This window comes from Acinetobacter sp. DMC2 (genome assembly GCF_056314305.1).
The window spans coordinates 236071-260854 of sequence record NZ_JBQUYP010000001.1 but is presented as its reverse complement, the minus strand read 5'-3'; the positions used below and the strand labels follow the sequence as shown (position 1 = coordinate 260854).

The 24784-nt window shown below is 39.0% G+C and carries 24 protein-coding genes; 11 read left to right on the top strand and 13 right to left on the bottom strand.

Translation table 11 applies throughout. The annotated features are described in order from the left end of the window. Positions 1-53: 53 nt before the first annotated feature. Positions 54-962 carry a pseudouridine synthase gene (locus ACT53H_RS01275; RefSeq protein ID WP_476008424.1) on the bottom strand — a complete coding sequence of 303 codons (909 nt, stop codon included), beginning with the start codon at positions 960-962 and terminating at the stop codon, positions 54-56. Between the two features lie 120 nt (positions 963-1082). On the opposite strand from ACT53H_RS01275, the gene tsaE reads away from it, so the two are divergent. The 5 genes from tsaE to ACT53H_RS01250 all read left to right on the top strand — a co-directional run bounded on the left by tsaE (position 1083) and on the right by ACT53H_RS01250 (position 6073). Continuing rightward, complete coding sequence (gene tsaE / locus ACT53H_RS01270) at positions 1083-1556, top strand: tRNA (adenosine(37)-N6)-threonylcarbamoyltransferase complex ATPase subunit type 1 TsaE (protein ID WP_476008423.1); 474 nt, start codon at positions 1083-1085, stop codon at positions 1554-1556. Then, positions 1549-3504, top strand: coding sequence for a DNA mismatch repair endonuclease MutL (mutL, locus tag ACT53H_RS01265; protein ID WP_476008422.1), 1956 nt, complete (start codon positions 1549-1551; stop codon positions 3502-3504). Before tsaE ends, mutL begins: the two co-directional genes overlap by 8 nt. 6 nt (positions 3505-3510) lie before the next feature. Next, entirely contained in the window at positions 3511-4455 is a 945-nt protein-coding gene (gene miaA / locus ACT53H_RS01260; protein WP_049836982.1) for a tRNA (adenosine(37)-N6)-dimethylallyltransferase MiaA, read from the top strand. A gap of 94 nt (positions 4456-4549) precedes the next feature. Continuing rightward, a complete protein-coding gene (hfq, locus tag ACT53H_RS01255) occupies positions 4550-5071 on the top strand; it encodes an RNA chaperone Hfq (RefSeq protein ID WP_004791573.1) in 522 nt (173 codons plus the stop codon). Between the two features lie 141 nt (positions 5072-5212). After that, positions 5213-6073, top strand: a complete 861-nt coding sequence (locus ACT53H_RS01250; RefSeq protein ID WP_476008421.1) for an EamA family transporter — start codon at positions 5213-5215, stop codon at positions 6071-6073. A gap of 35 nt (positions 6074-6108) precedes the next feature. Here the strand turns inward: ACT53H_RS01250 and nfsB are convergent, their stop codons facing one another. Then, positions 6109-6762, bottom strand: coding sequence for an oxygen-insensitive NAD(P)H nitroreductase (nfsB, locus tag ACT53H_RS01245; RefSeq protein ID WP_476008420.1), 654 nt, complete (start codon positions 6760-6762; stop codon positions 6109-6111). A gap of 139 nt (positions 6763-6901) precedes the next feature. On the opposite strand from nfsB, the gene ACT53H_RS01240 reads away from it, so the two are divergent. Further along, positions 6902-7132 (top strand): hypothetical protein, encoded by a 231-nt coding sequence (locus ACT53H_RS01240; RefSeq protein WP_476008419.1) that lies wholly within the window; start codon positions 6902-6904, stop codon positions 7130-7132. 7 nt (positions 7133-7139) lie between these two features. Here the strand turns inward: ACT53H_RS01240 and ACT53H_RS01235 are convergent, their stop codons facing one another. Beyond that, a complete protein-coding gene (locus ACT53H_RS01235) occupies positions 7140-7859 on the bottom strand; it encodes a UDP-2,3-diacylglucosamine diphosphatase (RefSeq protein ID WP_476008418.1) in 720 nt (239 codons plus the stop codon). A gap of 15 nt (positions 7860-7874) precedes the next feature. After that, complete coding sequence (locus ACT53H_RS01230) at positions 7875-8384, bottom strand: peptidylprolyl isomerase (RefSeq protein ID WP_004791583.1); 510 nt, start codon at positions 8382-8384, stop codon at positions 7875-7877. Between the two features lie 168 nt (positions 8385-8552). Here ACT53H_RS01230 and ACT53H_RS01225 point away from each other — a divergent pair, with 168 nt between their 5' ends. Then, on the top strand, positions 8553-10280 hold the full coding sequence (locus ACT53H_RS01225; protein WP_476008417.1) for a glutamine--tRNA ligase/YqeY domain fusion protein: 1728 nt from the start codon (positions 8553-8555) through the stop codon (positions 10278-10280). Between the two features lie 114 nt (positions 10281-10394). Here ACT53H_RS01225 and ACT53H_RS01220 read toward each other — a convergent pair whose 3' ends face one another. The 6 genes from ACT53H_RS01220 to exaC form a co-directional block, all read right to left on the bottom strand. Continuing rightward, positions 10395-10508 (bottom strand): hypothetical protein, encoded by a 114-nt coding sequence (locus ACT53H_RS01220; protein ID WP_476008416.1) that lies wholly within the window; start codon positions 10506-10508, stop codon positions 10395-10397. A 159-nt stretch (positions 10509-10667) separates the two neighbouring features. Next, a complete protein-coding gene (locus ACT53H_RS01215; RefSeq protein WP_476008415.1) occupies positions 10668-11390 on the bottom strand; it encodes a glutamine amidotransferase in 723 nt (240 codons plus the stop codon). Between the two features lie 166 nt (positions 11391-11556). Further along, positions 11557-12372: an ethanolamine ammonia-lyase subunit EutC gene (eutC, locus tag ACT53H_RS01210; protein WP_476008414.1), complete on the bottom strand. Its 816-nt coding sequence runs from the start codon at positions 12370-12372 to the stop codon at positions 11557-11559. A gap of 10 nt (positions 12373-12382) precedes the next feature. Further along, on the bottom strand, positions 12383-13768 hold the full coding sequence (locus ACT53H_RS01205) for an ethanolamine ammonia-lyase subunit EutB (protein WP_476008413.1): 1386 nt from the start codon (positions 13766-13768) through the stop codon (positions 12383-12385). A 14-nt stretch (positions 13769-13782) separates the two neighbouring features. Then, complete coding sequence (gene eat / locus ACT53H_RS01200) at positions 13783-15219, bottom strand: ethanolamine permease (RefSeq protein WP_476008412.1); 1437 nt, start codon at positions 15217-15219, stop codon at positions 13783-13785. Positions 15220-15439: 220 nt separating this feature from the next. Then, positions 15440-16951: an acetaldehyde dehydrogenase ExaC gene (gene exaC, locus ACT53H_RS01195; protein WP_004791594.1), complete on the bottom strand. Its 1512-nt coding sequence runs from the start codon at positions 16949-16951 to the stop codon at positions 15440-15442. 142 nt (positions 16952-17093) lie between these two features. On the opposite strand from exaC, the gene ACT53H_RS01190 reads away from it, so the two are divergent. Continuing rightward, positions 17094-18284, top strand: coding sequence for a transcriptional regulator (locus tag ACT53H_RS01190; protein ID WP_476008411.1), 1191 nt, complete (start codon positions 17094-17096; stop codon positions 18282-18284). On the opposite strand, the gene ACT53H_RS01185 is transcribed toward ACT53H_RS01190, so the two are convergent. Further along, entirely contained in the window at positions 18281-19249 is a 969-nt protein-coding gene (locus ACT53H_RS01185) for an alpha/beta hydrolase (protein ID WP_476008410.1), read from the bottom strand. The two genes, ACT53H_RS01190 and ACT53H_RS01185, sit on opposite strands and share 4 nt — an antisense overlap. Positions 19250-19444: 195 nt before the next feature. After that, positions 19445-20617, bottom strand: a complete 1173-nt coding sequence (gene mdh / locus ACT53H_RS01180; RefSeq protein WP_004791599.1) for an iron-dependent methanol dehydrogenase — start codon at positions 20615-20617, stop codon at positions 19445-19447. A 230-nt stretch (positions 20618-20847) separates the two neighbouring features. On the opposite strand from mdh, the gene ACT53H_RS01175 reads away from it, so the two are divergent. The 3 genes from ACT53H_RS01175 (at position 20848) to ACT53H_RS01165 (ending at position 23896) form a co-directional block, all read left to right on the top strand. After that, positions 20848-22560, top strand: coding sequence for an AAA family ATPase (locus tag ACT53H_RS01175; protein ID WP_440202371.1), 1713 nt, complete (start codon positions 20848-20850; stop codon positions 22558-22560). A gap of 43 nt (positions 22561-22603) precedes the next feature. After that, complete coding sequence (locus ACT53H_RS01170) at positions 22604-22963, top strand: 5-carboxymethyl-2-hydroxymuconate Delta-isomerase (protein WP_476008409.1); 360 nt, start codon at positions 22604-22606, stop codon at positions 22961-22963. Between the two features lie 81 nt (positions 22964-23044). Then, on the top strand, positions 23045-23896 hold the full coding sequence (locus ACT53H_RS01165) for an AraC family transcriptional regulator (RefSeq protein ID WP_151963328.1): 852 nt from the start codon (positions 23045-23047) through the stop codon (positions 23894-23896). A 29-nt stretch (positions 23897-23925) separates the two neighbouring features. Here the strand turns inward: ACT53H_RS01165 and thiM are convergent, their stop codons facing one another. Next, complete coding sequence (gene thiM, locus ACT53H_RS01160) at positions 23926-24753, bottom strand: hydroxyethylthiazole kinase (protein WP_476008408.1); 828 nt, start codon at positions 24751-24753, stop codon at positions 23926-23928. Positions 24754-24784: the final 31 nt, after the last annotated feature.

Below are 24784 nucleotides of genomic sequence, written 5' to 3'. Positions count from 1 at the left end.
TAATTTCAATGCTTTTTGGCATAAAAAATAATCTTTTTGTCATTACGGTTACATTACAATGTCAATTCAAACTTAGAATTAAAAGACATTCCCTCTTTTGTGAGGGGATCTATAAATGAAATGTGCTTAGCTAGGAGCTGTAATGGTTCCGAGAAATCATCTTCTGCCTTGTGTTGAACTATTGGATAAAATGGATCATTTTTAATCGGAATTTCTAAGTAATTAAGATGCACCCGGAGTTGGTGCTGTTTGCCTGTTGTCGGTGTTAAGCGATATTTTGCCCAAATCTGGTTATGCTCGATAAGCTCAATATAAGTCTCGGTATTTGTTTTTGCATTTTCTATAACCTGCATAGTATAAAAAGGATGACCTTTATCTAAATGCAAATGTAATGTCTGAGGAAAATTTAAATCTTTTCTATAAGGTGCAACAGCGTGATAAATTTTATTGACTTGGCGCTCTGCAAATAATTGTTGGTAAATACCACGCGACTCAACCCGTTTGCAAAATAAAACAACACCAGCAGTTTCACGGTCTAGACGATGAATAGGGGTTAAAAATTCATTGCCTGTTTGTTTTTTTAGACGAACTAAAAGCGTTTCTTGAACATATTGTCCAGTCGGGCTAATCGTTAAAAAATGGGGTTTATCGACCACCACTAAATCATCATTCTCAAATAAAATCCGATGTTCAAATGGAACATGTGGTTCATATGCAAGAAAGCGATAATAAAAAATATGCGTGTTGCTTTGATATGGACTGTCTAATGTTAGTTTTTGTCCATTTGCCCCATAAATAAGTCCATCTTGAAATCGTTGTTGCCACTCTTGCACTTTAATATGTTGGAAATGTTGGCATAGATACTCATAAATAGTTTGAGTATTTGTGTGTGCAGGAAGATAGACTTGGCTTGCGCTTACACCATCAATCATAGGTGGCAAAAAATCATTCGGACTAGACATAAAAAAGTGTAAATATGTAAGAAAATTGATATAAAAAAAGCCAACTTCTAGGGCTTAAGTAGGCTTTTAAGGCAGGGCAATGTTATCATATCGATTATTTCGAATCATGTTATGTGTGCTATGTCGTATTCATTGAAATTGGTCTTAAATCATGAAGAAGATACTGAGCGTTTAGCTCAAGCTTTGGCGCAGCATGTTCAGTCGGGTGTAATTTATTTAATTGGGGATCTAGGTGCGGGTAAAACCACACTTACGCGCTATTTCTTACAGGCATTGGGCCACAAGGGCTCTGTTAAAAGTCCAACTTATACACTCGTTGAACCCTATAAAATTAATAATAAAGAAATTTTTCATTTTGACTTATATCGTTTGAATGATCCGTACGAACTTGAATTAATGGGAATCCGTGATTATTTAGATATCACAGACGCATTATTTTTATTTGAATGGCCATCAAGAGGTGGCGATGAAATTCCAGAGGCCGATATCATTATTGATATTCAAAAGTCAGATGATGAGTTGAGCCGTTTAGTAACCCTAACTTTACCTACAGAACATTTGTATCAGACTTTGCAGGAACAGCTTCATGACTGATGAAAAGCTAGCACAACGTCGTATTCATACATTAGACGCCGCGTTAGCCAACCAGATTGCTGCCGGTGAGGTAATTGAGCGTCCTTCATCGGTTGTAAAAGAATTATTAGAAAACTCAATTGATGCGGGTGCAACTGAACTGATTGTACGGATTGCACAAGGCGGATCAACACTAATCGAGATCATTGACAATGGGCATGGAATACATTCTGATGATTTACCATTGGCAGTAATGCGTCATGCAACAAGTAAAATTAAAACAGCAGAAGATTTACACGCAATCGTCAGTTTAGGTTTCCGTGGTGAAGCGCTTGCTTCTATTGCTGCGGTTTCACGATTAACTTTAACCAGTAGCCAAGATGAAAGCGGAATTGGTCATCAGGTTGAAGTGAATGGTACAGCCTTTGACCACCAACAAGTACAAGCTGTGGCTGCACAAAAGGGCACTCATATTCGAGTTCAGGATTTATTTTTTAACGTTCCTGCCCGCCGTAAATTTTTAAAAAAGCCCACAACTGAATTTGGTCATATTGAAGAAATTGTACGTCGTCTGGCTTTAACACATTTTGATATACGTTTTGTACTCGAGCATAACGATAATATTCGGATTAATTTACCAATAGCCGATAGCGGTGAATTAAGATTTCAGCGTGTACAGCAATTATTGGGTCAACAGTTTGTTCAAAATGCATATTGGATGGATGCTGACAGTATCAACATGCGTTTGTCGGGTTGGTTAGGACATCCTTCAGATGCACGTGCTCAAGCAGACTTACAATATGTCTATGTAAATGGCCGAATTGTGAAAGATAAAACCATTTCACATGCTTTACGAATGGCTTATGACGGTATTTTACATGGTCATCAGCATTCATCTTATTTACTTTTCTTAGAAGTTGATCCTGAAAATATTGATGTTAACGTTCATCCAACCAAACATGAGATTCGTTTTCTAAATCAACGCGAAGTACATGAGTTTGTAAGACATTACGCTAAAGAAACCCTAGCACAATTTCAGACAGCGAGTGCTGATTTAGCCCAAGCTATGAAGGTGGACGATACTCAGGCCTCATGGGTACAACCTCAGCCTAAATATCAAGAACAATTCACATTGCATCGTACAGAGCAAGCTGTTGATACAACACTAGACAAGCCGAGTAGTTATCAGCCGTCTACTGAACTTTTAACTGATTTTAACGACAGTCGTCCACAAGCTGTTCACTATGCAGAACAAACCCCAAAATATAATGGTTCTGCGCAGTTAAATAATGCCTTAAAGACTTACTTGGCTCCATTACATGATCAACCTGCTGCCAATTTTTCAGTTGATGAAAATATTGAGCCTGTTGCTAAAGTCGATGAATTTCCATTAGGTATTGCCATTGCTCAGCTTCATGGAATTTATATTCTGGCGCAAAATACGGAAGGGTTGATTATTGTTGATATGCATGCAGCACATGAACGTATTTTGCTGCAGCAAATGAAAAATGCTTGGGATAAACCTGAGTTTTGGACGTCTCAACAGTTGCTTATACCTAAAGTGATCTCAATTAGTCGTATGCAAGCTGTGCGGGTCGAAGATTTAAAACCTCAGCTTGAGCGTTTAGGGTTGGAAATTGATTTGTATGGCGACGAGCAAGTGATTGTGCGTGGTGTGCCAGCTATCTTGCAAAAAGCGGATTTTGAAAATCTTATTCCAGAACTTCTAAATGATTTAGATCCAAATGATGAAGCACAAGGGTTATTACAAAAGCGTGATGAACTGTTAGCAGGTATGGCGTGTCATGGGGCAGTGAGAGCGCACAGACAACTCAGCCTTTCTGAGATGAATGCTTTGCTGCGCCAAATGGAACAAACTGAATTTGCGAGCCAATGTAACCATGGGCGGCCGACTTGGCGTGCATTTCCATTATCTCAATTAGATAAATTATTTGCTCGAGGAGAGTAGTTTTACATGTCAAATCAATTGCCCGTCATCAATTTAATGGGACCAACTGCAAGCGGAAAAACCGCTTTGGCATGTGAATTATACGAGCGTGGAAATTTTGAGCTAATTTCTGTTGATTCTGCACTCGTTTATAAAGATATGGATATCGGCACGGCTAAACCAACGCGTGAAGAGCAAGCGCTCTATCCTCATCATCTGATTGATATTATTACGCCTCTTGAAGTTTATTCAGCTGCTCAGTTTGTTGAAGATGCATGTAAGTTAATTGATGATATGCATTCACGCGGTAAGACTCCTATTCTGGTAGGAGGCACCATGTTGTACTTTAAGGCATTATTAGAAGGGTTGTCTGGTAATTTGCCGAGTGCTGATGCTCAAGTTCGCGCAGCAATTGAAGAAAAAGGTTTAAATGAAGGCTGGCAAGCCGTTTATGATGAGTTGGTTTCTGTAGATCCTGCTGCAGCTATAAAATTTAATGTGACTGATAAGCAAAGGATTATTCGAGCATTAGAAGTTTATAAGATTACGGGTGAACCAATTACTAAATTGCAGGCAGAACAACCAAAAAACGTACCATATCGATACATATTTCATAATTATGCTTTACTTCCAGATCGGGTAGAATTACATCAACGCATTGAGCAAAGATTAAGCAAAATGTGGGATATCGGTTTTTTGAGTGAAGTTGAAGCTCTAATTGAAAAATACGATTTAGATGAAAATTTACCCTCAATGCGTTCAGTGGGTTATCGACAAGCACTAGAATTTCTATTAAAAAGTGACTTAAGTCTCAAAAGTAAACGTGAAATGGAGGATAAAGCTTTATTTGCAACACGACAACTTGCCAAACGTCAATATACGTGGTTACGTTCTTTGCAAGAAATACACGATTTTAAAACTTACTTGACGATAAAGCAGGCGAAAGAAGACTTGCGAAACTCTTATGGATAAAGCAAAATTTGCACACTGTCTTTTTATAATTTTTAGTTGAAAAATAAAGATAGTTTTTTTGCGCTGATTTAAAAATTTTTTTTTGGAGTTAAAAATGTCTAAAGGTCAAACTTTACAAGATCCGTTCTTAAATTCTCTCCGTAAAGAACGTATCCCTGTTTCTATTTTCCTTGTGAACGGTATTAAATTACAGGGTCATATTGAATCTTTTGACCAATATGTTGTTTTATTAAAAAATACAGTAAGTCAAATGGTTTACAAACACGCTATTTCAACTGTTGTTCCAGCTCGTAACCCACGCCCAGCAGGCGCGCAAGGTACAGGCTTCCCAGCACAAGGTGGTACACAAGGCGGCTTCGGTGGTCAACCTACTGGTGGTTTCGGTGGCGGTCAAGGCGGTGGCTTTGGTGGCGGTCAAGGCGGTGGCTTTGGTGGTAGTCAAGGCGGCTTCGGCGGTCAAGGCGGCTTCGGTGGTCAAGGCGGCGGCTTCGGTGGTCAAGGTGGCTTCGGTGGTCAAGGCGGTTTCGGTGGTCAAGGCGGTTTCGGTGGTCATCAAGGTGGTTTTGACAACGATACTAAATTTGAAGATGGTCAAGAAGACGAAAATAATCGTTAATTGAAATCTAAAAAGAAGCCAGTCAGATAATGACTGGCTTTTTTTATGTTTATTTATAAATTAATTTAAAATATTTAATTCAACATCAGTCGTAATTTGATCATTATGGCTGATATATCTAAATAAATAGAGTTTTAATCGATGCTATTAATATTAGCTGCTGCTTTAAGTAGTGTTTTGGTGTCCATCCTATTAAAAAATTTAAAGAAAAAAGGTTACCAGCCGCTACAAATGATTGCATGGAATTATGCGAGTGCAAGTCTTCTTTGCTTTTGGTGGTTTCAGCCAGATATTCAACATATTTCAATTCAAAAGACACCTTGGTGGTTAATTGTTGCATTAGGAATGATTTTGCCCAGTATTTTTCTATGTTTAGCTAAATCATTAGAATATGCAGGAATTGTTAAAACTGAGGTTGCACAACGACTTTCCGTGGTACTTTCTTTACTCGCAGCTTATTTCATTTTTAATGAGCAATTTAATGCATTAAAGCTGTGGGGAATAGGTCTAGGAGTTTTTGCAGTCTTACTCGTCTTATTTGGACAAATGAATACTTCTTCGAATCATCAATCTCGAAAAGCAGTTGTTGCTCTATTAAGTGTTTGGTGTGGATATGCCGCGGTAGACATTCTCTTAAAATATACGAGTAGTTTAGGTCTTCAATTTACCCTCACGTTGAATCTTATTTTTATTACATCTTTTATATTATCAATTTCATATTTATTGGTGCAGAAAACCCAAAAATGGCAGCTTAAAAGTGCTATCGCTGGATTAGTATTAGGTGTGCTTAATTTTTCAAATATTGCTTTATATGTGAAGGCTCATATCCTTTTAAAGAATTCACCTGCAATTGTTTTTGCAAGTATGAATATTCTCGTTGTGTTATTAGGAATTGCAAGTGGCGTTCTTTTATATAAAGAAAAATTAAAATGGTCTACCACTTTGAGTATTTTATTGGGGATCAGTGGCGTACTTTGTTTAGCTCGGGCAATGAGTTTATAGTTCAAGAGAGTTGAATCTCTTGAACCATTTTCATTTTATAAATAGGTAAAAATAACTTCATCTGGTAGGCGTGATTTAGGTAATTTGGCATTGAAATCGTTTTCACTGCGATAACCTAGAGAAACAATGACTGAACTACGCAGGCCTTTTTCAGTTAACCCAAGCTCAGTATTTAAAATATCTTCATCAAAGCCGCCCATTGGCGTTGCATCAATTCCTTCTAAACCCGCAGCAAAAAGTAGTTGCCCTAAAGCAATAAATGTTTGATTTTCCATCCACCCAAATAAATTTTTCTGCTCATTTCGATAGAATTCAACATAGCCATGGCGAGTATCTTTTTGACCGAGCTTTGCTTTTTCATCTTTAAAACGACCACTCAAATCATCTTGCTCAAGCAATTGATTTAAGTATTCAGCTGAAATATCTGTTCTTGTACAAAATATAAGTGTGTGTGATGATTCGAGTACTTTTGGAGCGTTGTAGGCATATTTACCTGTTAAGGCTTTTGCAATTCGTTCTTTAGCTGCCTGATTATCTGCAACTACGAAATGCCAAGGCTGAATATTTACTGAAGAAGGGGTAAAACGTAAAATTTCTAATAATTTATTAATTTTTTCTTGAGGAATTTTCTTGTCAGAATCATACGCTTTTGTTGTATAGCGACTTTTAACAGAATTCAATAGGTCCATAGGTGTGCTCCATATCAATCTTATGGCAATTGAGAGAATTTAATCTTTGCCATCATACGCTATTTTATTCAAAAACATTTCCTATGTAATTTGATAAAGAAATATAATGTTTATATAAAAGTTTAGTAATTTATTGAAAATGATTGATTTAATGCCAACAAATGCAAAGAGTAAGTTACGAGAAATTAGAATTGTTAAAGCCTTTCTAATTTTTGCATTTGTATTGTGTCTTTTAATTTTATACATCGAATATCAAAAATATGGTCATATAAACTGGAAATTTATATTTATTGCCAGCATGTGTGTGATTTACGATTCTGATTTAAATAAAAAAATGAAAGAATTGAAAGTTGAAATAAAAAGTGACTAATTTCTAGTTAATAATTCCAGACAATCAATTCGAGCTGTTGCGTATTTGAGGATGGATTAATTTCCAAAATATAAGCCTGATCTTCACGCCAATCGCCAAGAACAATTCGTTGTTTCGCTTTTACCTGATGAATTGAAGGGCGGTGAGTATGCCCATGAATCAGTATATCTACATCTTCTAAAGCAGAAATAACAGCTTGTTCATTTACATCCATAATTTCATAGCTTTTTTGCTGTTTATCAGCGGAGCTTCTTTTGCGAAAGCCATTCACTAGTTTAGTGCGAAAACTGAGAGGAGTCCGGCGTAAAAGAGCAACTAAGAGCGGATTTCGAATAATCTTTTTAAATCTTTGATAAGAAATATCATCTGTACATAATGCATCGCCGTGTTCTAGACGATATTGATGTCCTGCGATATTGAGGGAATAAATGTCAGGGAGTAAGACGCCATTAAATTTATTGAGAAAAACCTGATTAAGCGCAAAATCACGATTACCGACTTGAAAGTAAACCCGATTCCCTTTTTGATTAAAGTCTTTTAAGGCCTCAACAATTTCATCAAGCCATGGTGCTGAATAGTCATCTCCAATCCAGGCATTAAACCAATCGCCTAAGATGTAGAGTTGAGTATTTTTATGTTGGTAATGCACCAATAAGTCTAAAAACCCTCGAACGAGTCGAGGGTGTTCAGGTGACAAATGTAAATCTGAGATAAACAGATAAGTCACAGCTTTATCCTAAAATTATTCAGAAATAATTTTAGCAGATTCGATTACTACATTTTCTAAAGGAACGTCAGCGTGATAACCGCGGTTGCCAGTGCGAACACCTTTGATCGCTTCAACAACATCTAAACCTTCAACAACTTTACCAAATACAGCATAACCCCAACCTTGAGCAGTTTTAGAAGTATGGTTCAAGAAAGAGTTATTTTTTACATTGATGAAGAATTGAGCAGACGCTGAGTGAGGAGCTTGAGTACGCGCCATTGCAATCGTACCTTCGTCGTTGCTTAAACCGTTATCAGCTTCGTTTTCAATTGAATCGCGTGTCGCTTTTTCTTTGAAGTTTTCATCCATACCGCCACCTTGGATCATGAAACCATCAATGACGCGGTGGAAAATAACGCCGTCATAAAAACCGTCACGTACATATTCTAAAAAGTTTGCTACTGTTTTAGGTGCTTTTTCAGCATTCAGTTCAAGAACAATACGACCTTTATTGGTGTTTAATTCGACTTGAGGAAAACTCATTACATTAATCTCCTAAACATGGGCTTATGACCATGGGTTTTTGGTTGAGAGAAGCATAAGCAAACTGTAAACTACAAGGCAAGTAAAAAACGTTAAAATCTTTGTGAAAAATGAAGATAGCGTTTAAATTTTTCGAAATTTTATCTACAAAGAAGTGATTGATACACTATGAAGCCTAATGATGTTGTCTCGAGCCTGCCAAATAACCCGACACCGAATACTCATGCCTCTGTCGATTCTGCGCAGCAAGAACAACAGGCTGGCTTAGATTTCGTTCGCCAAGTCATTACAGAAGACTTGGCTGCTGGGCGTGCAAAGCAGATCGTAACGCGTTTTCCACCAGAACCAAATGGCTATTTACATATTGGTCATGTAAAAGCAATTTGCCTAAACTTTGGTGTGGCTGAAGAATTTGATGGGTTATGTAATTTACGTTTTGACGATACAAACCCTGATGCTGAAGAACAAGAGTATGTTGACGGTATTGCTAATGATGTGAAATGGCTTGGTTTTAACTGGAATGGTGAACCGCGCTATGCATCGGGTTATTTTGATCAATTATATGCATGGGCTGTTCAACTTATTGAACAAGGCGATGCTTATGTTGATTTACAATCACCAGAAGAAATTAAGTTAAACCGCGGTAGTTTTGTTGAACCGGGTAAAAACTCACCATACCGTGATGCATCTGTTGAAGAGAACCTTGCGCGTTTTGAAAAAATGCGTAGTGGCGAATTTAAAGAGGGTGAAGCTGTTTTACGTGCCAAAATTGATATGGCAAGTCCAAACGTACACATGCGTGATCCAATTTTATACCGTGTATTGCATTCAGAACATCACCAAACAGGTGATAAATGGAAAATCTATCCAATGTATGACTATGCTCATCCATTGTCTGATGCGATCGAGGGGATTACTCATTCCCTTTGTACATTAGAGTTCCAAGATCACCGTCCGTTTTATGACTGGATTGTAGAAAAGGTAAAATCCCAAGCGGTTCCACATCAGTATGAATCTTCACGTTTAAATGTGGATTACACCATTACATCAAAACGTAAATTACGTAAATTGGTGGAAGGTGGTCATGTGAATGGTTGGGATGACCCGCGTATGCCGACTGTAGTGGGTATGCGTCGTCGTGGTTTCACACCAGAAGGCTTACGTGAGTTTTGTAAGCGTGTAGGCGTGTCTAAAACTGACGGTATTGTAGATGTTGCAATGCTTGAGTTCTGTATTCGTCAATCTTTGGAAAATACAGCTGCGCGTGGAATGGCTGTTTTAAGTCCACTTAAAGTGACTTTAACTAATTTACCAGAAGATATGGATCTTACACATGCTCGCCATCCAAACGTGGATATGGGTGACCGTGTGATTCCTTTAACTAAGGAAATCTATATTGACCGTAAAGACTTTGAAGAAGTACCACCAAAAGGTTTCAAGCGTTTAGTTCCTGACGGTGAAGTGCGTTTACGCCATGCTTATGTCATTAAATGTGATGAAGTTATTAAGGATGCTAATGGTGAAGTGATTGAACTTAAATGTTCAATTGACCCAGAAACCTTAGGTAAAAACCCTGAAGGCCGTAAAGTGAAAGGCGTAATTCACTGGGTATCTGCAACAAAAGGTATTCCTGCTGAAGTACGTATTTATGATCGTTTGTTCACGGAAGCAGATCCTGAAACAGGTGATGATTTCTTGGCGAACTTAAATCCGGATTCATTACAAGTGTTAGAAGCTGTAATTGAACCTGCTTTGGCACAAGCGAATCCAGAAGATCGTTTCCAATTTGAACGCGAAGGTTATTTTGTTGCTGATCAACAAGATCATTCACCTGAAAAACCAGTGTTTAACCGTATTCTCGATTTAAAAGATAGCTTTAAGCCTGAGAAAAAGTAAGACGCGTAAAATGTTTTTGAGCAAATAGCAGATATAAAAAAGCCCAACTCAGTTGGGCTTTTTTATATCTATTTTCTTACATATATTATGCTTTATGGTGCTTTGGCAAATAAGCTAAGTCGGATTAACCACGTAGAAATAAAGAACAATGATTATAAGAAGAATAGATGCTAGCAATAAATAAGTGTTCACTGTATTAAAGCTTTTAATAAATTTCAGGATTTCCATAGTAAATCAGCGTTTATTTTATGTTACAAAGTTAATAAATTAATAATACACGGAAATTAATTATAAAGGTTCCCAAAGACGGATTAATAATCCATCTCTGGGTGAAAAATGAGCATTTGGCTTTCTAAGTATAATTTAACTAATATATTGAATTAAAGATTAACCACTATATCCAATTCGTTTAAGAAATTTTTGAATAACATCAAAAGCAGCATGTTCGAGATTTTGAGCATATTGCTGATTTTCTTCGCGAAGTTTTGAAATTGAAATATTTGCATGGCGAAGTTCACATGTATGACCAATGAGCCATTTTTCAAAATGTTCTTCAGTCGTTTCAATGTGAAACTGTAAGGCAAGAATATTATTACCGACTTCAAATGCCTGATTGGTATAAACATCGGAACTTGCTAATAGCACCGCATTTTCAGGAAGATCAAAAGTGTCGCCATGCCAATGTAGAACATGAACATTGTTAAGCAAACCAGATAAAACCTGATTAGCGCGTAAGCTTAAGCTCAGTGGTCCCCAGCCAATTTCTTTTTGATGTCCTGCATATACTTTTGCGCCAAGTGCATGAGCAATAAGCTGTGCGCCTAGGCAAATACCAAGTGTAGGCTTGTCAGCTGCTAAACGTTGTTTGAGTAAAGCGATTTCATCTTTTAAGAATGGATAATCGTCAGTTTCATAAACTCCGATTGGACCGCCTAAAATAATAGTTAAACCTTCATGTGAAAAAGCAGGGGTTAAATCATCAACACCTGCCTCAAAATAACGGACGCGAAATCCGAGTTGATAAAAGACATCTTCTAATGAACCTAAGTCTTCGAAAGCAAGATGCTGAATGGCATAAATAGTTTTTGGGAAGGCGTTTGTTGTGCTCATACAAATGATTCATAGAAGATCAATAGGTGGAGTATAGCGATAAATATAAAGAAGAAAATATCTGTATAAATCGTCAATACCTGAAAATTGATATTTTTCGTTAAAATGATGTTGTTATGCAAAGGATTATCTATTTATGAATAAATCCCTAAACATATTCTACTGTTTAAAATAATAGCTTTTGAGTTTCCTCAAGACCTATATCTGAAAGTTGATGTTCATCTTTTAAATTAACTCCTGAAAAGCCGAGCTGTTTTGATTTTTTCATTAATGTCATTAAACGTTGTACCGCAACTGGAATACTTAAGCCTGCAGACCGGACATTAGAAATACAATTACGTTTAGCATCAAGACAGCCTGAATATGCATTCCACGTGTAGTAAATTCCCATACTGTCAGGAGAGCTTAAACCAGGGCGCTCACCGATGAGCATCACAAGCATGGGTGCCTTAAAGATCTCAGCAACCTCATCACCTAAAGCAACCCGACTGCCTGTTGCCAGTGCAATCGGCGCAAGAGTCCAGTTTTCTTGCTGAACTTGCTCACTTAGCACGGTAATGAAGGGAATAGCATTCGCTTCAATTGCTCTTGCAGAGAGTCCATCACCGACCACAATACAAACATCGTATTGTTGAGGGCCTTCTGCATATTTCTTAATTAAGCCATCTTTTGATTGATCTGAAAGCTGACGTCCTAAATCAGGACGTTTAAGATAGATTTCCTTATTAGGAGCGTTGCTTTGGACATGAATGCTTTGCAGCTGTCTTTGTGCTAATTGTTCAGATAAATAGCAAACATCCATCTCTTGATAAACCGCATCTTTTGCTTGCGCATGCGACAACTGGAACTCAAGTAAGGCTCGTGTTGGAATACTACAACCAGCACGTCCTAATGCAATGCGGGCATCAGTAAACTGTTTAAGTTTTTCCCACTGATCTTGATGGGTAGAAGATGGATATTGAATATCACGGTTCAGTTTCATGGCGTTCTCCCTAGTTCATGAGCAGACGAGAGAATTGGTCAGGCATGTGGTCTGCCCAACAAATTTGAGAGTTTTGCTGTTTAAAAATACCTTGTTGTTCAAGCCAAGCTGAAAACTCAGGAGCGGGTTTTAAACCGAGGAGTTGTCTTAAATAGAGGGCATCATGGAACGAGGTCGTTTGATAGTTGAGCATGACATCGTCTGAACCCGGAATTCCCATAATAAAGTTAATACCTGCGGCGCCAAATAAGGTAAGTAGAACATCCATATCATTCTGGTCAGCATCGGCATGGTTGGTGTAACAAATGTCGCAACCCATTGGCACACTAAGCAACTTACCGCAAAAGTGATCTTCTAAACCTGCACGTATAATTTGTTTACCGTTAAAGAGGTACTCAGGGCCAATAAAACCAACGACTGTATTTACTAAAAGCGGGTTATATTTGCGGGCTACAGCATAGGCACGAGTTTCTAATGTTTGTTGGTCCACGCCGTGATGAGCATTGCTTGATAGGGCGCTGCCTTGACCCGTTTCAAAATACATGACATTTTGACCAATGGTTCCGCGCTTGAGTGCGAGGGTGGCTTCATATCCCTCTTGTAGTAAATCGAGTGAAATTCCAAAGCCTTCATTGGCTAGCTGCGTACCAGCGATTGATTGAAACATTAAATCAATGGGCACATTTTTTTCAGCCAGTTGAATACCTGAGCTGATATGGGTAAGTACACAAGATTGCGTCGGAATTTGATATTCCTGAATCACATGATCAAGTAATTTCAGTAGTTCTGACAAATTATGCAGGTTATCTGTTGCAGGGTTAATCCCAATCACGGCATCACCATTGCCATACATCAAACCATCTAAAATACTGGCGGAAATACCGAGCACATCATCAGTAGGGTGGTTCGGTTGTAAGCGGGTAGAAAGATGGCCTTTTAAACCAATCGTGTTGCGAAACTGGGTGACCACTTCACATTTGCTGGCGACATAAATCAAATCTTGATTGCGCATAATTTTGCTAACCGCAGCTACCATTTCCGGAGTTAAACCTGATGCTAATGCTTTTAAGCTCTGTGCAGTGGCATCTTCTCCAAGTAACCAATTTCGAAAATCACCTACCGTAAAGTGTGAAATAGGGGCAAAGGCTGCCAGATCATGTTCATCAATAATCAGTCGTGTAATCTCATCAGTTTCGTAATCGACCACAACTTCATTTAAAAAGGTTTTAAGCGGTACATCGGCCAAAGTCATTTGTGCCGCAACATGTTCGGTTGCATCTCTGGCTGCTACACCTGCTAATTCATCGCCAGAACGTAACGGCGTTGCTTTTGCCATTAAGGTCTTCAAGTCAGCAAAGTGATACTGTTGATTGGCGATAATATTGCGATAACTCATAGCTTAATCCTTTTTTATAGTTCTTGTTCTGCCGCTTTAATATTTGCAAACTCTTCTTCTGGCGTACCTTTAACTAAATGATAACGGCTATAGAGTAAAAAGTAAGCAATAAATGCGACATAAATAGCGGCAGCAATAAACCAAACTTTTGGATTAACAACAAAGCCTGCAACTACAGCAGCGACTGCTAGGATTAAGGCAATACTTGAAGTAACGATTCCTCCGGGAGTTTTATAAGGACGAGGCATGTCGGGTTTAGATAGGCGTAGTTTGATGTGGGATAAGAGAATCAACACATAAGAAATGGTTGCACCAAAAACCGCGATTAAAATCAGTGAATCGCCTTCTTTGGTCAGTGAAAGTAAGAACCCAATAATGCCCGGAATAATAATTGCCAAATAAGGCGCTTTATTTTTATTGGTTAAAGAGAGTGAAGTGGGTAAATAGCCTGCGCGAGATAGTGCAAAGATTTGACGCGAATAAGCATAGATAATTGAAAAGAAACTTGCGATTAAACCTGCTAAACCCACAAAGTTTACAAAGGTCGCAAGCCAAGTATTGGTGCCATAAACTTTAACCAGAGCATCGACAAGGGGAGCACCTGAGTGTTGCAAAGTACTTGCACCTGCTGCGCCTGCACCCAAGAATAAAATGAGCATGGCAAACGCCGTTAAGATGAGCATTGCACCGATCAAACCGCGTGGGAGAGATTTAGCTGGATCTTTTGCTTCTTCGGCTGCTAATGGCACACCTTCAACTGCAAGAAAAAACCAGATTGCAAAAGGAACAGCGGCCCAAATGCCTAAATAGCCATGAGGTAGAAAACTGCTTGCGCCTACACCTGTACCAACTGGAATATCTAATAAATTTTGTGCATTAAAATGCGGAATCATTGCGACAATAAACACAACCAGAGCAACAGCTGCGACAAGTGTAATTGCGAACATGATTTTTAAGGCTTCACCAGCACCTTTGAGATGTATACCCATAAAAATGGCGTAGCAGGCGAGATAAATCATCCAGCCATTAATACCAAATAGAGATTCGCAATAACCACCAATAAATACGGCAATCGCCGCAGGAGCAATTGCGTATTCAATTAAAATGGCTGTTCCTGTTAAATAGCCCCCAAAAGGGCCAAAGGCAGCACGTGCAAAACTATAACCACCACCTGCTGTCGGCATCATGGTGGACATTTCTGACATAGAAAGACATAGGCATAGATACATGATTGCAGCGAGGGCAGTAGCAATAAACATACCACCCCAGCCACCTTGAGCAATACCAAAGTTCCAGCCAGCAAAATCACCCGATATCACATAAGCTACGCCTAAACCAATCAGGAGTAACCAACCAACCGTACCTTGTTTGAGTTGACGCTGAGCAAAATATTCTGCTGATGAGACTTCTGTGCTTGAAGAAATGACGGAAGCTGTTTCTGGTTGATTCATACAATGCTCCTGCGAGTGGGTTTGTATTTATCAATGCAAAAGCAATGCCTAAATGAAGAACTTCAGTGAGTGGATGATGTTTTTTTATTCCAAATGATAAAAATGCAAGCTTATTGGCACCATACAAAGAAGCCAGCAATCTAAATTACTGGCTTCTTATATAATTAGTCATCTTACTTCTTTCTAGTGTTGATAGTTTGGTATCAACTTGGTGCGAAACTTAGAAGAAGCCCATTGGTTTAGTTGAATAACTCACCAACAAGTTTTTAGTTTGTTGATAATGATCTAGCATCATCTTATGGTTTTCGCGGCCAATACCAGACTTCTTGTAACCACCAAATGCAGCATGTGCAGGGTAAATGTTATAGCAGTTTGTCCAGACACGGCCAGCTTCAATAGCACGACCAGCACGATAAGAAATGTGAGCTGAACGTGACCATACACCTGCACCTAAACCATACATGGTGTCATTGGCAATTTTAATTGCATCGTCAAAGTCTTTGAACGTTGTCACAGCAAGTACAGGTCCAAAAATTTCTTCTTGGAAAACTTGCATGCCATTGTGACCTTTAAAAATAGTTGGATCGACATAGTAACCATCACCTACTTCTTTACGGCCACTACCACCAAGTAAAAGTTCTGCACCTTCTTCACGGCCTGTGTTAATACAACGTAAGATTTTCTCTTGTTGTTGTAGAGATGCTTGAGCACCAATCATTGTTTCAGTATCAAGTGGGTGACCCGTTTTGATACGTTTTACGCGCTCGACAGCCATCTCCAAGAACTGATCAGCAATACTTTCTTGTACTAAAGCACGAGAAGGGCAAGTACATACTTCACCTTGGTTTAAGGCAAACATGGCAAAACCTTCAAGCGTTTTCTCTAGGAAGTCATCTTCTTTATCCATGATGTCTTCAAAGAAAAGGTTCGGTGACTTACCGCCAAGTTCTAAGGTAACTGGAATAATATTTTCAGTTGCATATTGCATTACCATTTGTCCAGTTTGAGTTGAACCTGTGAACGCGATTTTGGCAATACGTGGGTTTGTCGCTAAAGGTCGGCCGACTTCTGAACCGAAACCATTAACAATATTAAGTACACCTGGTGGTAAAATATCTTGGATGAGTTCAGCCACCAACAAAATGCCCACTGGAGTTTGCTCAGCTGGCTTAATCACAACGCAGTTACCAGCAGCTAAAGCAGGTGCAAGTTTCCATGCTGCCATCAAAATTGGGAAGTTCCATGGAATGATTTGACCAACTACGCCGAGTGGTTCATGGAAGTGATACGCAATGGTATCTTCATCAATTTCAGAGATGCCACCTTCTTGAGCACGAATACATCCAGCGAAATAACGGAAATGGTCAATCGCAAGTGGAAGGTCAGCTGCTAACGTTTCACGTACAGCTTTACCGTTATCCCAAGTTTCTGCAACAGCAAGCATTTCAAGATTTGCTTCTAAACGATCAGCAATTTTTAAAAGGATGTTCGAGCGTACAGTTGGTGAGGCTTTATTCCATGTTGCTTTTGCTTTGTGCGCTGCATCTAGAGCGAGCTCAATATCTTCGGCACTAGAGCGTGGAATACGTGTAAAAGCTTTTCCGTCAACAGGAGATACATTGTCAAAATACGCACCTTTTACAGGTGCTACCCATTCACCGCCAATAAAATTTTCGTATTGTGATTTAAATTGAACTTTTGAGCCTGGTTGATTTGGATCGATATAGCGCATATAAATATTCCTTTGCTTTTTAGGACTAAAGACTAACAAGAACCCTGTCAGTAGGTACTTTCGTACTTTGTATAATTAGGATATAAAGAAGAAGGTTGGAGAAAGGTTGGAATAGAAATGTGGATATATAAGGAATTTACAAATGTTCACAAAAAAGGATTTATTGCAGCAACGGACGTTGATTGATCAACTGCGCACGCAAAATAGTCTCTCTCCTCAGAATGCTGCCAAACTCGGCCAAAGTATTGCAAGCTCATGGGAACGATCAGCTTCTGCCGCGATTCCTAAAGAGCGTTTTGCGGCTCCTTTAGTCGAAAAAAAATCTGCTTCACAAAATGCTTTAGATATGGCTTTAAGCCAATGTGCCAACGATTTACGTCATATTGCAGAGCAATCTTCAATGGTGATTGCTGTCGGTGACATTGGCAGTACGATCATTTGGACGGCACCAAGTGCTCAAATGCAAAGTGCTGCTGAACGTGTACATTTTGTGCAGGGTGGTCAGTGGCGTGAAGAATTTGTAGGCACAAATGCCTTGGCTTTATCTTTAAAAACTCAACAATCAAGCTGTGTTTTTTCAAATGAACACTATATGGAATCGATTCATGAGTGGGTGTGTTATGCCGCACCGATTATTGATCCATACTCAAAACAAACCCTAGGTGTCGTTGATTTATCAACCACTTGGAAGAACCATAATAGTTTAGGAATATTGGCTGCTGAACGTTGTGCATCCATTATTCAGTCTGCTTTGCTAGAGCAGCAACGCCAACAATTACATATTCGTGCATTTTCGACGCCACAAGTTAAATTTAATGGCAAAAGTTTGTTATTAACACCGCGTCAAATTGAAATTTTAACCATATTGGCGTTATGTCCTCATGGCTTAACTTTAGAGCATCTTTATCAGGCGCTCTATGGCGAACGTAAAGTCAGTATGGGTACGCTTAAAGCTGAAATGTCTCAACTACGAGATATTTTGGGTGGTTTACTTGGTTCACGTCCATATCGTTTGCTGGTGCATGTTGAAGCTGATTTTTTACAAGCTGAACAAGCACTCGATGCAGGATATGCAGCCTCGGCTTTGCAGCTTTACACAGGTGTATTTCTGGCAAAAACTGAAAGTCCGTTTTTGTGCGCATGGCGTGACTGCCTTGAATCACGTTTAAGTGATGCGATTTTTAAAACTCAAGAAACAGATTTATTACTCAAGCATTTAGCTCATTTCCCTGAAGCAATCGATGCGGTAGAACGTCTTATGGAGTTAGTTCCGAGCGAACATCCTGCGCATCAATTGCTGATGAAATACCTTGACTCACCTAAGCACAGTTAAGTGATTTTTTGATCCAGCCATTGAAACAATTGTTGATAGACTTGTTCTCGTACTGGCTGGGCCGAAAGGACTAAATCATGCAACCCATTGTGAATAGAGACAACAGAGACATCACCTTTGATTTGTTTACCAAATTTTTCAATGTCTTTAACGTTTAAAATTACATCGCTTTGAGTCGCATCTGCTCCCCATTTTTTAGGGTTTTTAGTTTGGTGTGAATGCATGATGAGTGCGGGAACATTGAGTTTAACCCCGCGATGTATTTCTTTTTGTGCTGTATGAATCGCATGTAGAAAGCTAAGTTGAACAGTAGGAGCAGAGGTCGGTTTCCAGTCCAGATTAAAGTCCCATTCGCCCTTGAGCTGTTTGTGAAGGCTCGCGGTATACCATTTGTTTAATTGACTTGGAAATTTAACTTTTGGCAGATATTTTCCTACTCGACTGAGTACAGGGATACCAAATTTTTTCTCGACCAAACTTAAATTAAAATCGTAAAACGGGCTGTTTGCCCAAAGTGCTTTAATCAGAGGATGGTTTGGGTTATGGGCAGCATAAAGTGTTGCTGTCAAACCGCCAGTTGAATGACCTGCGAGCAAGACTTGGGTGTGCTGTTCTTTGCCAATAATATCTAATGCTTGTGTAATTTCGGCATCGTATTCATTTAAATCAAGCACATTATAAAAAATTTGATGAGGCAGCTTTGAGCGACCATATTTTCTTAAGTCGAGTGCGTAGAAGTCATAACCATGTGCATTGAATTGCTCAGCCATTTCGGTTTGAAAGAAATAATCTAAAAAACCATGAATATATAGCACGGCTTTTTGAGTCGATTGAGCGGCCTTTTTACGCACTAAGGTAGCTACAACTTTTCCTTCGTAATCATTAGGAAAGTTGAGTGTTACCTGTTCGTAGCCAGTACCTAAAATATCTGGAACATAAGTTTGATTAGCTGAAGATGTATTCATTTTTATCGAGCTATTGTAATTAAGACATGCAGAGTATCCTTCAATGAAATGGGCGAATTGTCAATCAGGTTTAGAGAAGGTTGGAATATAGGTTTTAAAAAAAGGGAATACCGCTGGAGCTAAGTATTCCCTAAAAAAGTAAGTCACCGGTCGGAGGGATTTGACTTACTAGAGGGACAAGCTATTACATCAGGATTAAAGTGCTGCTTTAAAAATCTCCACAACTTGAGCATGGTTTGCTTTACGAGGGTTGGTCAACATACACGCATCTTTTTGAGCATTATCTGCCATCACTGCAAGGTCTTCGGTTTTCACACCAAGCTCTGTTAAACCAGATGGAATACCAATCGATGAAGATAGTTTACGAATGGCATCAATTGCAGCATATGCAGCTTCCATTACTGTTAATCCGTGAGTTCTTACACCCATTAACTCCGCGATTTTTGCGTAACGATCTGGGCAAGCAATTAAGTTAAATTCACACACGTGTGGTAACAAGATTGCATTACATACGCCGTGAGGTAGGTTGTAAAAACCGCCCAACTGGTGAGCCATTGCGTGAACATAACCTAAAGATGCGTTGTTAAATGCCATACCAGCCAAGTACTGTGCATAGCTCATTGCATCACGCGCTTCAATGTTTTCACCATTTGCGACAGCAGGTTGGAGCCACTGGCTAATCATCGTAATCGCTTTTTCTGCACACGCATCGGTAATTGGGTTAGCCGCCGTAGAAACATACGCTTCAACTGCATGAGTTAACGCATCCATACCCGTTGCCGCTGTTAAACCAGCTGGTTTTGCAATCATGAGTTTCGGGTCATCAATGGCAATAAGAGGGGTACAACGCCAGTCAACAATCGCCATTTTTACGTGAGTGTCTGTATTGGTAATAATACAGAAACGGGTCATTTCAGATGCAGTACCAGCCGTTGTGTTGACTGCAATCAGCGGCGTCATTGGAACTTTGCTTTTATCGATGCCTTCATAGTCACGAATATGGCCACCACCAGCAGTGACTAATCCAATCCCTTTTGCACAGTCATGAGATGAACCGCCACCTAGAGAGACAATAAAGTCACAGCCATTTTCGTTATAGGCATTTACACCGTTATGAACATTAATATCGGTTGGGTTAGGTTCTGCACCCGGGAAAATATGGCTCGCAACGCCTGCTTCAGTTAAATAGTTTGCGATAAGATCTGCGACACCAAATTTAAACAAGCCTTCATCGGTCACAATTAATGCTTTTTTTGCGCCGAGGTTTTGTGCCTTTGTACCAATTTCTTTAGCACATCCTGGTCCAAAGAGTGATACGCATGGAATATAAAAACCGTTTGTTTGATCTGCAATATTTTTAAAAGCCATGGAGTGATTCCTTCTTCCATAAATCCATTGTTTGTTATTACAGGTGAGCCTCACCATGGCCTTAGTATTGTGATGTGAAGATTATTTTCCTACCTACCAAAAACCTACCAAATATTATTTTATTGTTAGCTATTGATTTATAAGGATTTTACAGAAATTCTGGCGCATTCATTTAATTTTTTCGGGAAAGTCGTTAAGCTATGGGCTGTTGAAGATGTACTTATGAGATTATGAAACAGGAAACTGCGCTTAAACTGCTTAAAGCAGGTGAAAATGTCTTTTTAACCGGTTCGGCTGGTGCAGGGAAAACCTATACACTTAATCAGTACATCCAATACCTAAAAGCACGTAAAGTGCCTGTGGCAATTACGGCATCTACAGGTATTGCTGCAACACATATGAACGGCATGACCATTCATACATGGGCGGGCATTGGCATTAAAGATCAGTTAACTGACGATGACCTAAAACGTATGAAAGAGCGTAAATATCTCAAGGAACATCTTGAAAATGCGCAAGTTCTCGTCATCGATGAAATTTCGATGCTGCATGCTAAGCAGCTTAATCTGGTCAATCAGGTTTTAAAATATTTTAAAGAAAGTGATGAAGCTTTTGGCGGTATTCAAGTCATTGTGGCTGGAGATTTCTTTCAGTTGCCACCCGTTGGACGTAATAGTGAAGCCAACCGTGACAAGTTCTGTTTTATGTCTGATGCATGGGTCGAAGCCAAATTTCGCGTATGTTATTTAACGGAACAACACCGTCAAGATGATGAAATTCTTAATCAGATTTTAAATGCCATTCGTGCGCAGAATATTAAATCAGATCATTTACAAGCACTGCGTCAATCACGCTCGCATGATATTGGTGAGACCTTTACTCGTCTTTATACGCACAATATGGATGTCGACAATATCAATTATCAGCACTTAAATGAAATTGATAATGACGGACATCAATTCAATGCCGTTTTAGATGGTAATGAAAAATTATTAGAAACTTTGAAATCTTCAGTTCGTGCTCCAGAAGAACTCACCTTGAAGAAACATGCAAAAGTTATGTTTGTTAAAAACAACTTTGATATGGGTTATATCAACGGGAGTTTAGGCGAAGTTATTGGCTTTGAGGAAGATGATGAAAACGGGTTACTGCCAAAGGTAAAACTAACTGATGGCACGACTTTGCTGGTTGCTCCTGAAACATGGTCAGTTGAAAACGAAGCTGGTAAAGTGATTGCAAGTTTTCAGCAAATTCCACTTCGTTTAGCGTGGGCAATTACCATTCATAAAAGCCAAGGCATGACTTTAGAAGCTGCTGAAATTAACCTCACGAATACCTTCGAAAAAGGTCAGGGTTATGTAGCATTGTCGCGTTTAAAATCTTTAACAGGTCTTAAGTTATTAGGAATTAACGAGCAAGCTTTAGAGTTAGACAGTCTGGCTGTAAAAGCTGATCGTCGTTTCCAAGAACTTTCTAAAGAAGCTGAAGACAACTTTGCAGATGTAGATTTAACTGCTCAGCACAAAGCCTTTATTCGTCACTGTGGTGGCACCTTAAATGAAACTGAGATTTCTCGTAATGAGAAGAAACTCGCAAAAGGTGGAAAGCAAAATTACGCTACGGCAACGTTAGACGAGACACGTGCGTTGTTTGAAGAAGGCTATGAAATTGAAGACATCGCGCATGAGCGTGGTCTGACACCAGCAACCATCATTAATCATTTGGCTCGACTTCATAAAGAACAAAAGCTAGATATTTCGGTTGCCCATCCGGGTGAAGAAGTGGTCGAAGAAATTCGTAAAATTTATAAGAAGCTGAAAAAACGTCAAAATCCAGATCATTTTTCTGATGACGGTTCGATCAAACTAAGACCAATCGTTGAAGCAACTAGTCCACGAATGGGATATGATCAGGTTCGATTAGCTTTATTATTTATTGAGTAAAGTTTAATTAGCTTAATGACTTATTACATAAATTGAGGTGGCTATGCCGCACGTTGTAGTTGATTATTCAGAAAATTTAACTGGATTAAACGCAAAACAATTACTTGAAGAAATTAATACCACGCTTATTGAGACAGAGCTATTCAGCCCAGAAGATATTAAAAGCCGTGCGCGTAAAGATGACGTTTTCCTCATTGGCTTAGGGGCTGATCAAGCCTATATTCATGTAAAAGCCTACATTTTGTCAGGAAGAACAGCCGAACAAAAACAGCTAATGGGTGATCAGCTATTAATGGCACTCAGCAATAAAAATTATTTACAACAAGAGTTTAATAAAGAAATTCAATTGTGCGTTGAGCTTGTTGATATGCCAAGAGAAGATTATTTCAAGCAAGTTGTATAACACTAAAAAGCGCAATTTCGATCAAGAATAGAGATCAGCACTATGTCAAAGTAGTGCTATCGAATGAACAGACATGAATGTATGGCTGTATATATCCAAAAGCTGCAACTGGTTTGCGATTATATTCAAAGACATTTAGATGAAGATTTAGATGTTGACCGATTGAGCCAGATTGCGGCCTTATCTAAGTTTCATTTTCATCGAATTTTTGCCATTCATATTGGCCTAAATGTGATGAAGTTTATTCAACTATCTCGTTTAAAGCGGGCCTCTTTTCAATTGGCTTTTGAACCTGACCTCAAAATTATTGAGATAGCATTGCAAGCAGGGTTTGATAGTCCAGAGGCATTTACTCGTGCATTTAAGCGTTCATTTGATCAAACTCCTCGGGCTTTTAGAGATAAACCAGACTGGGAATCTTGGCACCAGAAGTTTGTTTTTACACTTCCAAAAAGTGAGCTAAAAATGAATGTAAATATTGTTGAGCGTCCTGCTGAAAAGATTGCCTATCTGTCTCATTTAGGCAGTCCAGATAAAGTCTTTGAAACCGCTGCGCGTTTTATTGCTTGGCGCAAAGAAACAGGTTTGTCGCCTGTGACCAAGTCTAGAACTTATGGTATTCCATTTGCTGACCCTGAGCAGACTCCATCTGACGAATTTAGATTTGACATTGCTGGTTCAATTGAAAAGGCTGTACCTGAAAATAATTACGGCGTACAAACAGGTGAAATTCCTGCGGGTCGTTATGCGACCGTAAGACATTTGGGTAGCCACGACCAGATTAAAGATAGTGTTTATTACATCTTTAGAAACTGGTTACCTGAGCAAACCGAAGAAGCAGGGGAATATCCAGTTTTCTTTCACTATCATAACTTTGTGCATGATGTGAAAGAGTGTGATCTTATTACAGATATCTACTTACTTTTAAAATAAGAGTAGTGGGACACAGGCATAACTTGCGGTTATGCCTTTAAACCTAATAGTTTTATATTTGCATATTGCTCAATCAGGTTATCATCTAACATATGGATATAGTCCATAAAAATGGTACTAAAACTTCCCATGGTTTGTGCCTGATTGGCAGCAAGTTTACCCGCAATTGCAAAATGTACATGGGCTGAAAGCGCTGCAATGGTTGGAGTCGTTACCGCACTATATGCAGCGATTAATGCACCTAAAGCACAACCAGTTGCTGTAATTTTAGGTTGTAAGGGACTTCCACCGTTAACTTGGATAACAACATCTAGTTCTTTAGATAAAATGTAATCTGATTCACCTGAAATTGCGATACAGTCGGTATGTACTAATAGCGCGTAAGCTTGTCGATAGGCATCATCACTGCTTAGGGTACTATCAACACCTTTAGATTGAACTTGATTACCTGCAAGTGTACTGATTTCTGAAGCATTACCACGAATAACGCTCGGCTTAAACTGTAAAAGTTCATCTGTCATTTGACTGCGCCAAGCTAAAACTGGCCCATAGCCCACAGGATCAAGCACCCAGGGAATATTACTCATTTGCGCCGTTTTTGCAGAAATTTGCATAGCTTGCATTTGCTCTGAGGTGGGAGTACCTAAATTAATGCTTAAAGCTGATGAAATTTTAGTAAAACTTTCTGCTTCATAAGGATTATCAATCATGGCAGGTGAAGCACCAGAAGCGAGTAATACATTGGCTGTATAGTTAGCTGCAACGCTATTGGTCATACATTGCACAAGAGGCGTTTTTGCCTGCATGTTCTGCCAAGCTTCAATGACCTGTTCAATCAAACTAGATGTCGATGTCATCTTATTATCTATCCTTATTAAGCCAGAGTGA

What these genes read in the sequence shown, in the direction of transcription:
- ACT53H_RS01275 (WP_476008424.1), bottom strand. Translation starts at nt 962, where the DNA reads ATGTCTAGTCCGAATGATTTTTTGCCACCTATGATTGATGGTGTAAGC.
- tsaE (WP_476008423.1), top strand. Translation starts at nt 1,083, where the DNA reads ATGTCGTATTCATTGAAATTGGTCTTAAATCATGAAGAAGATACTGAG.
- mutL (WP_476008422.1), top strand. Translation starts at nt 1,549, where the DNA reads ATGACTGATGAAAAGCTAGCACAACGTCGTATTCATACATTAGACGCC.
- miaA (WP_049836982.1), top strand. Translation starts at nt 3,511, where the DNA reads ATGTCAAATCAATTGCCCGTCATCAATTTAATGGGACCAACTGCAAGC.
- hfq (WP_004791573.1), top strand. Translation starts at nt 4,550, where the DNA reads ATGTCTAAAGGTCAAACTTTACAAGATCCGTTCTTAAATTCTCTCCGT.
- ACT53H_RS01250 (WP_476008421.1), top strand. Translation starts at nt 5,213, where the DNA reads ATGCTATTAATATTAGCTGCTGCTTTAAGTAGTGTTTTGGTGTCCATC.
- nfsB (WP_476008420.1), bottom strand. Translation starts at nt 6,762, where the DNA reads ATGGACCTATTGAATTCTGTTAAAAGTCGCTATACAACAAAAGCGTAT.
- ACT53H_RS01240 (WP_476008419.1), top strand. Translation starts at nt 6,902, where the DNA reads ATGATTGATTTAATGCCAACAAATGCAAAGAGTAAGTTACGAGAAATT.
- ACT53H_RS01230 (WP_004791583.1), bottom strand. Translation starts at nt 8,384, where the DNA reads ATGAGTTTTCCTCAAGTCGAATTAAACACCAATAAAGGTCGTATTGTT.
- ACT53H_RS01225 (WP_476008417.1), top strand. Translation starts at nt 8,553, where the DNA reads ATGAAGCCTAATGATGTTGTCTCGAGCCTGCCAAATAACCCGACACCG.
- ACT53H_RS01220 (WP_476008416.1), bottom strand. Translation starts at nt 10,508, where the DNA reads ATGGAAATCCTGAAATTTATTAAAAGCTTTAATACAGTGAACACTTAT.
- ACT53H_RS01215 (WP_476008415.1), bottom strand. Translation starts at nt 11,390, where the DNA reads ATGAGCACAACAAACGCCTTCCCAAAAACTATTTATGCCATTCAGCAT.
- eutC (WP_476008414.1), bottom strand. Translation starts at nt 12,372, where the DNA reads ATGAAACTGAACCGTGATATTCAATATCCATCTTCTACCCATCAAGAT.
- ACT53H_RS01205 (WP_476008413.1), bottom strand. Translation starts at nt 13,768, where the DNA reads ATGAGTTATCGCAATATTATCGCCAATCAACAGTATCACTTTGCTGAC.
- eat (WP_476008412.1), bottom strand. Translation starts at nt 15,219, where the DNA reads ATGAATCAACCAGAAACAGCTTCCGTCATTTCTTCAAGCACAGAAGTC.
- exaC (WP_004791594.1), bottom strand. Translation starts at nt 16,951, where the DNA reads ATGCGCTATATCGATCCAAATCAACCAGGCTCAAAAGTTCAATTTAAA.
- ACT53H_RS01190 (WP_476008411.1), top strand. Translation starts at nt 17,094, where the DNA reads ATGTTCACAAAAAAGGATTTATTGCAGCAACGGACGTTGATTGATCAA.
- ACT53H_RS01185 (WP_476008410.1), bottom strand. Translation starts at nt 19,249, where the DNA reads ATGAATACATCTTCAGCTAATCAAACTTATGTTCCAGATATTTTAGGT.
- mdh (WP_004791599.1), bottom strand. Translation starts at nt 20,617, where the DNA reads ATGGCTTTTAAAAATATTGCAGATCAAACAAACGGTTTTTATATTCCA.
- ACT53H_RS01175 (WP_440202371.1), top strand. Translation starts at nt 20,848, where the DNA reads ATGAAACAGGAAACTGCGCTTAAACTGCTTAAAGCAGGTGAAAATGTC.
- ACT53H_RS01170 (WP_476008409.1), top strand. Translation starts at nt 22,604, where the DNA reads ATGCCGCACGTTGTAGTTGATTATTCAGAAAATTTAACTGGATTAAAC.
- ACT53H_RS01165 (WP_151963328.1), top strand. Translation starts at nt 23,045, where the DNA reads ATGGCTGTATATATCCAAAAGCTGCAACTGGTTTGCGATTATATTCAA.
- thiM (WP_476008408.1), bottom strand. Translation starts at nt 24,753, where the DNA reads ATGACATCGACATCTAGTTTGATTGAACAGGTCATTGAAGCTTGGCAG.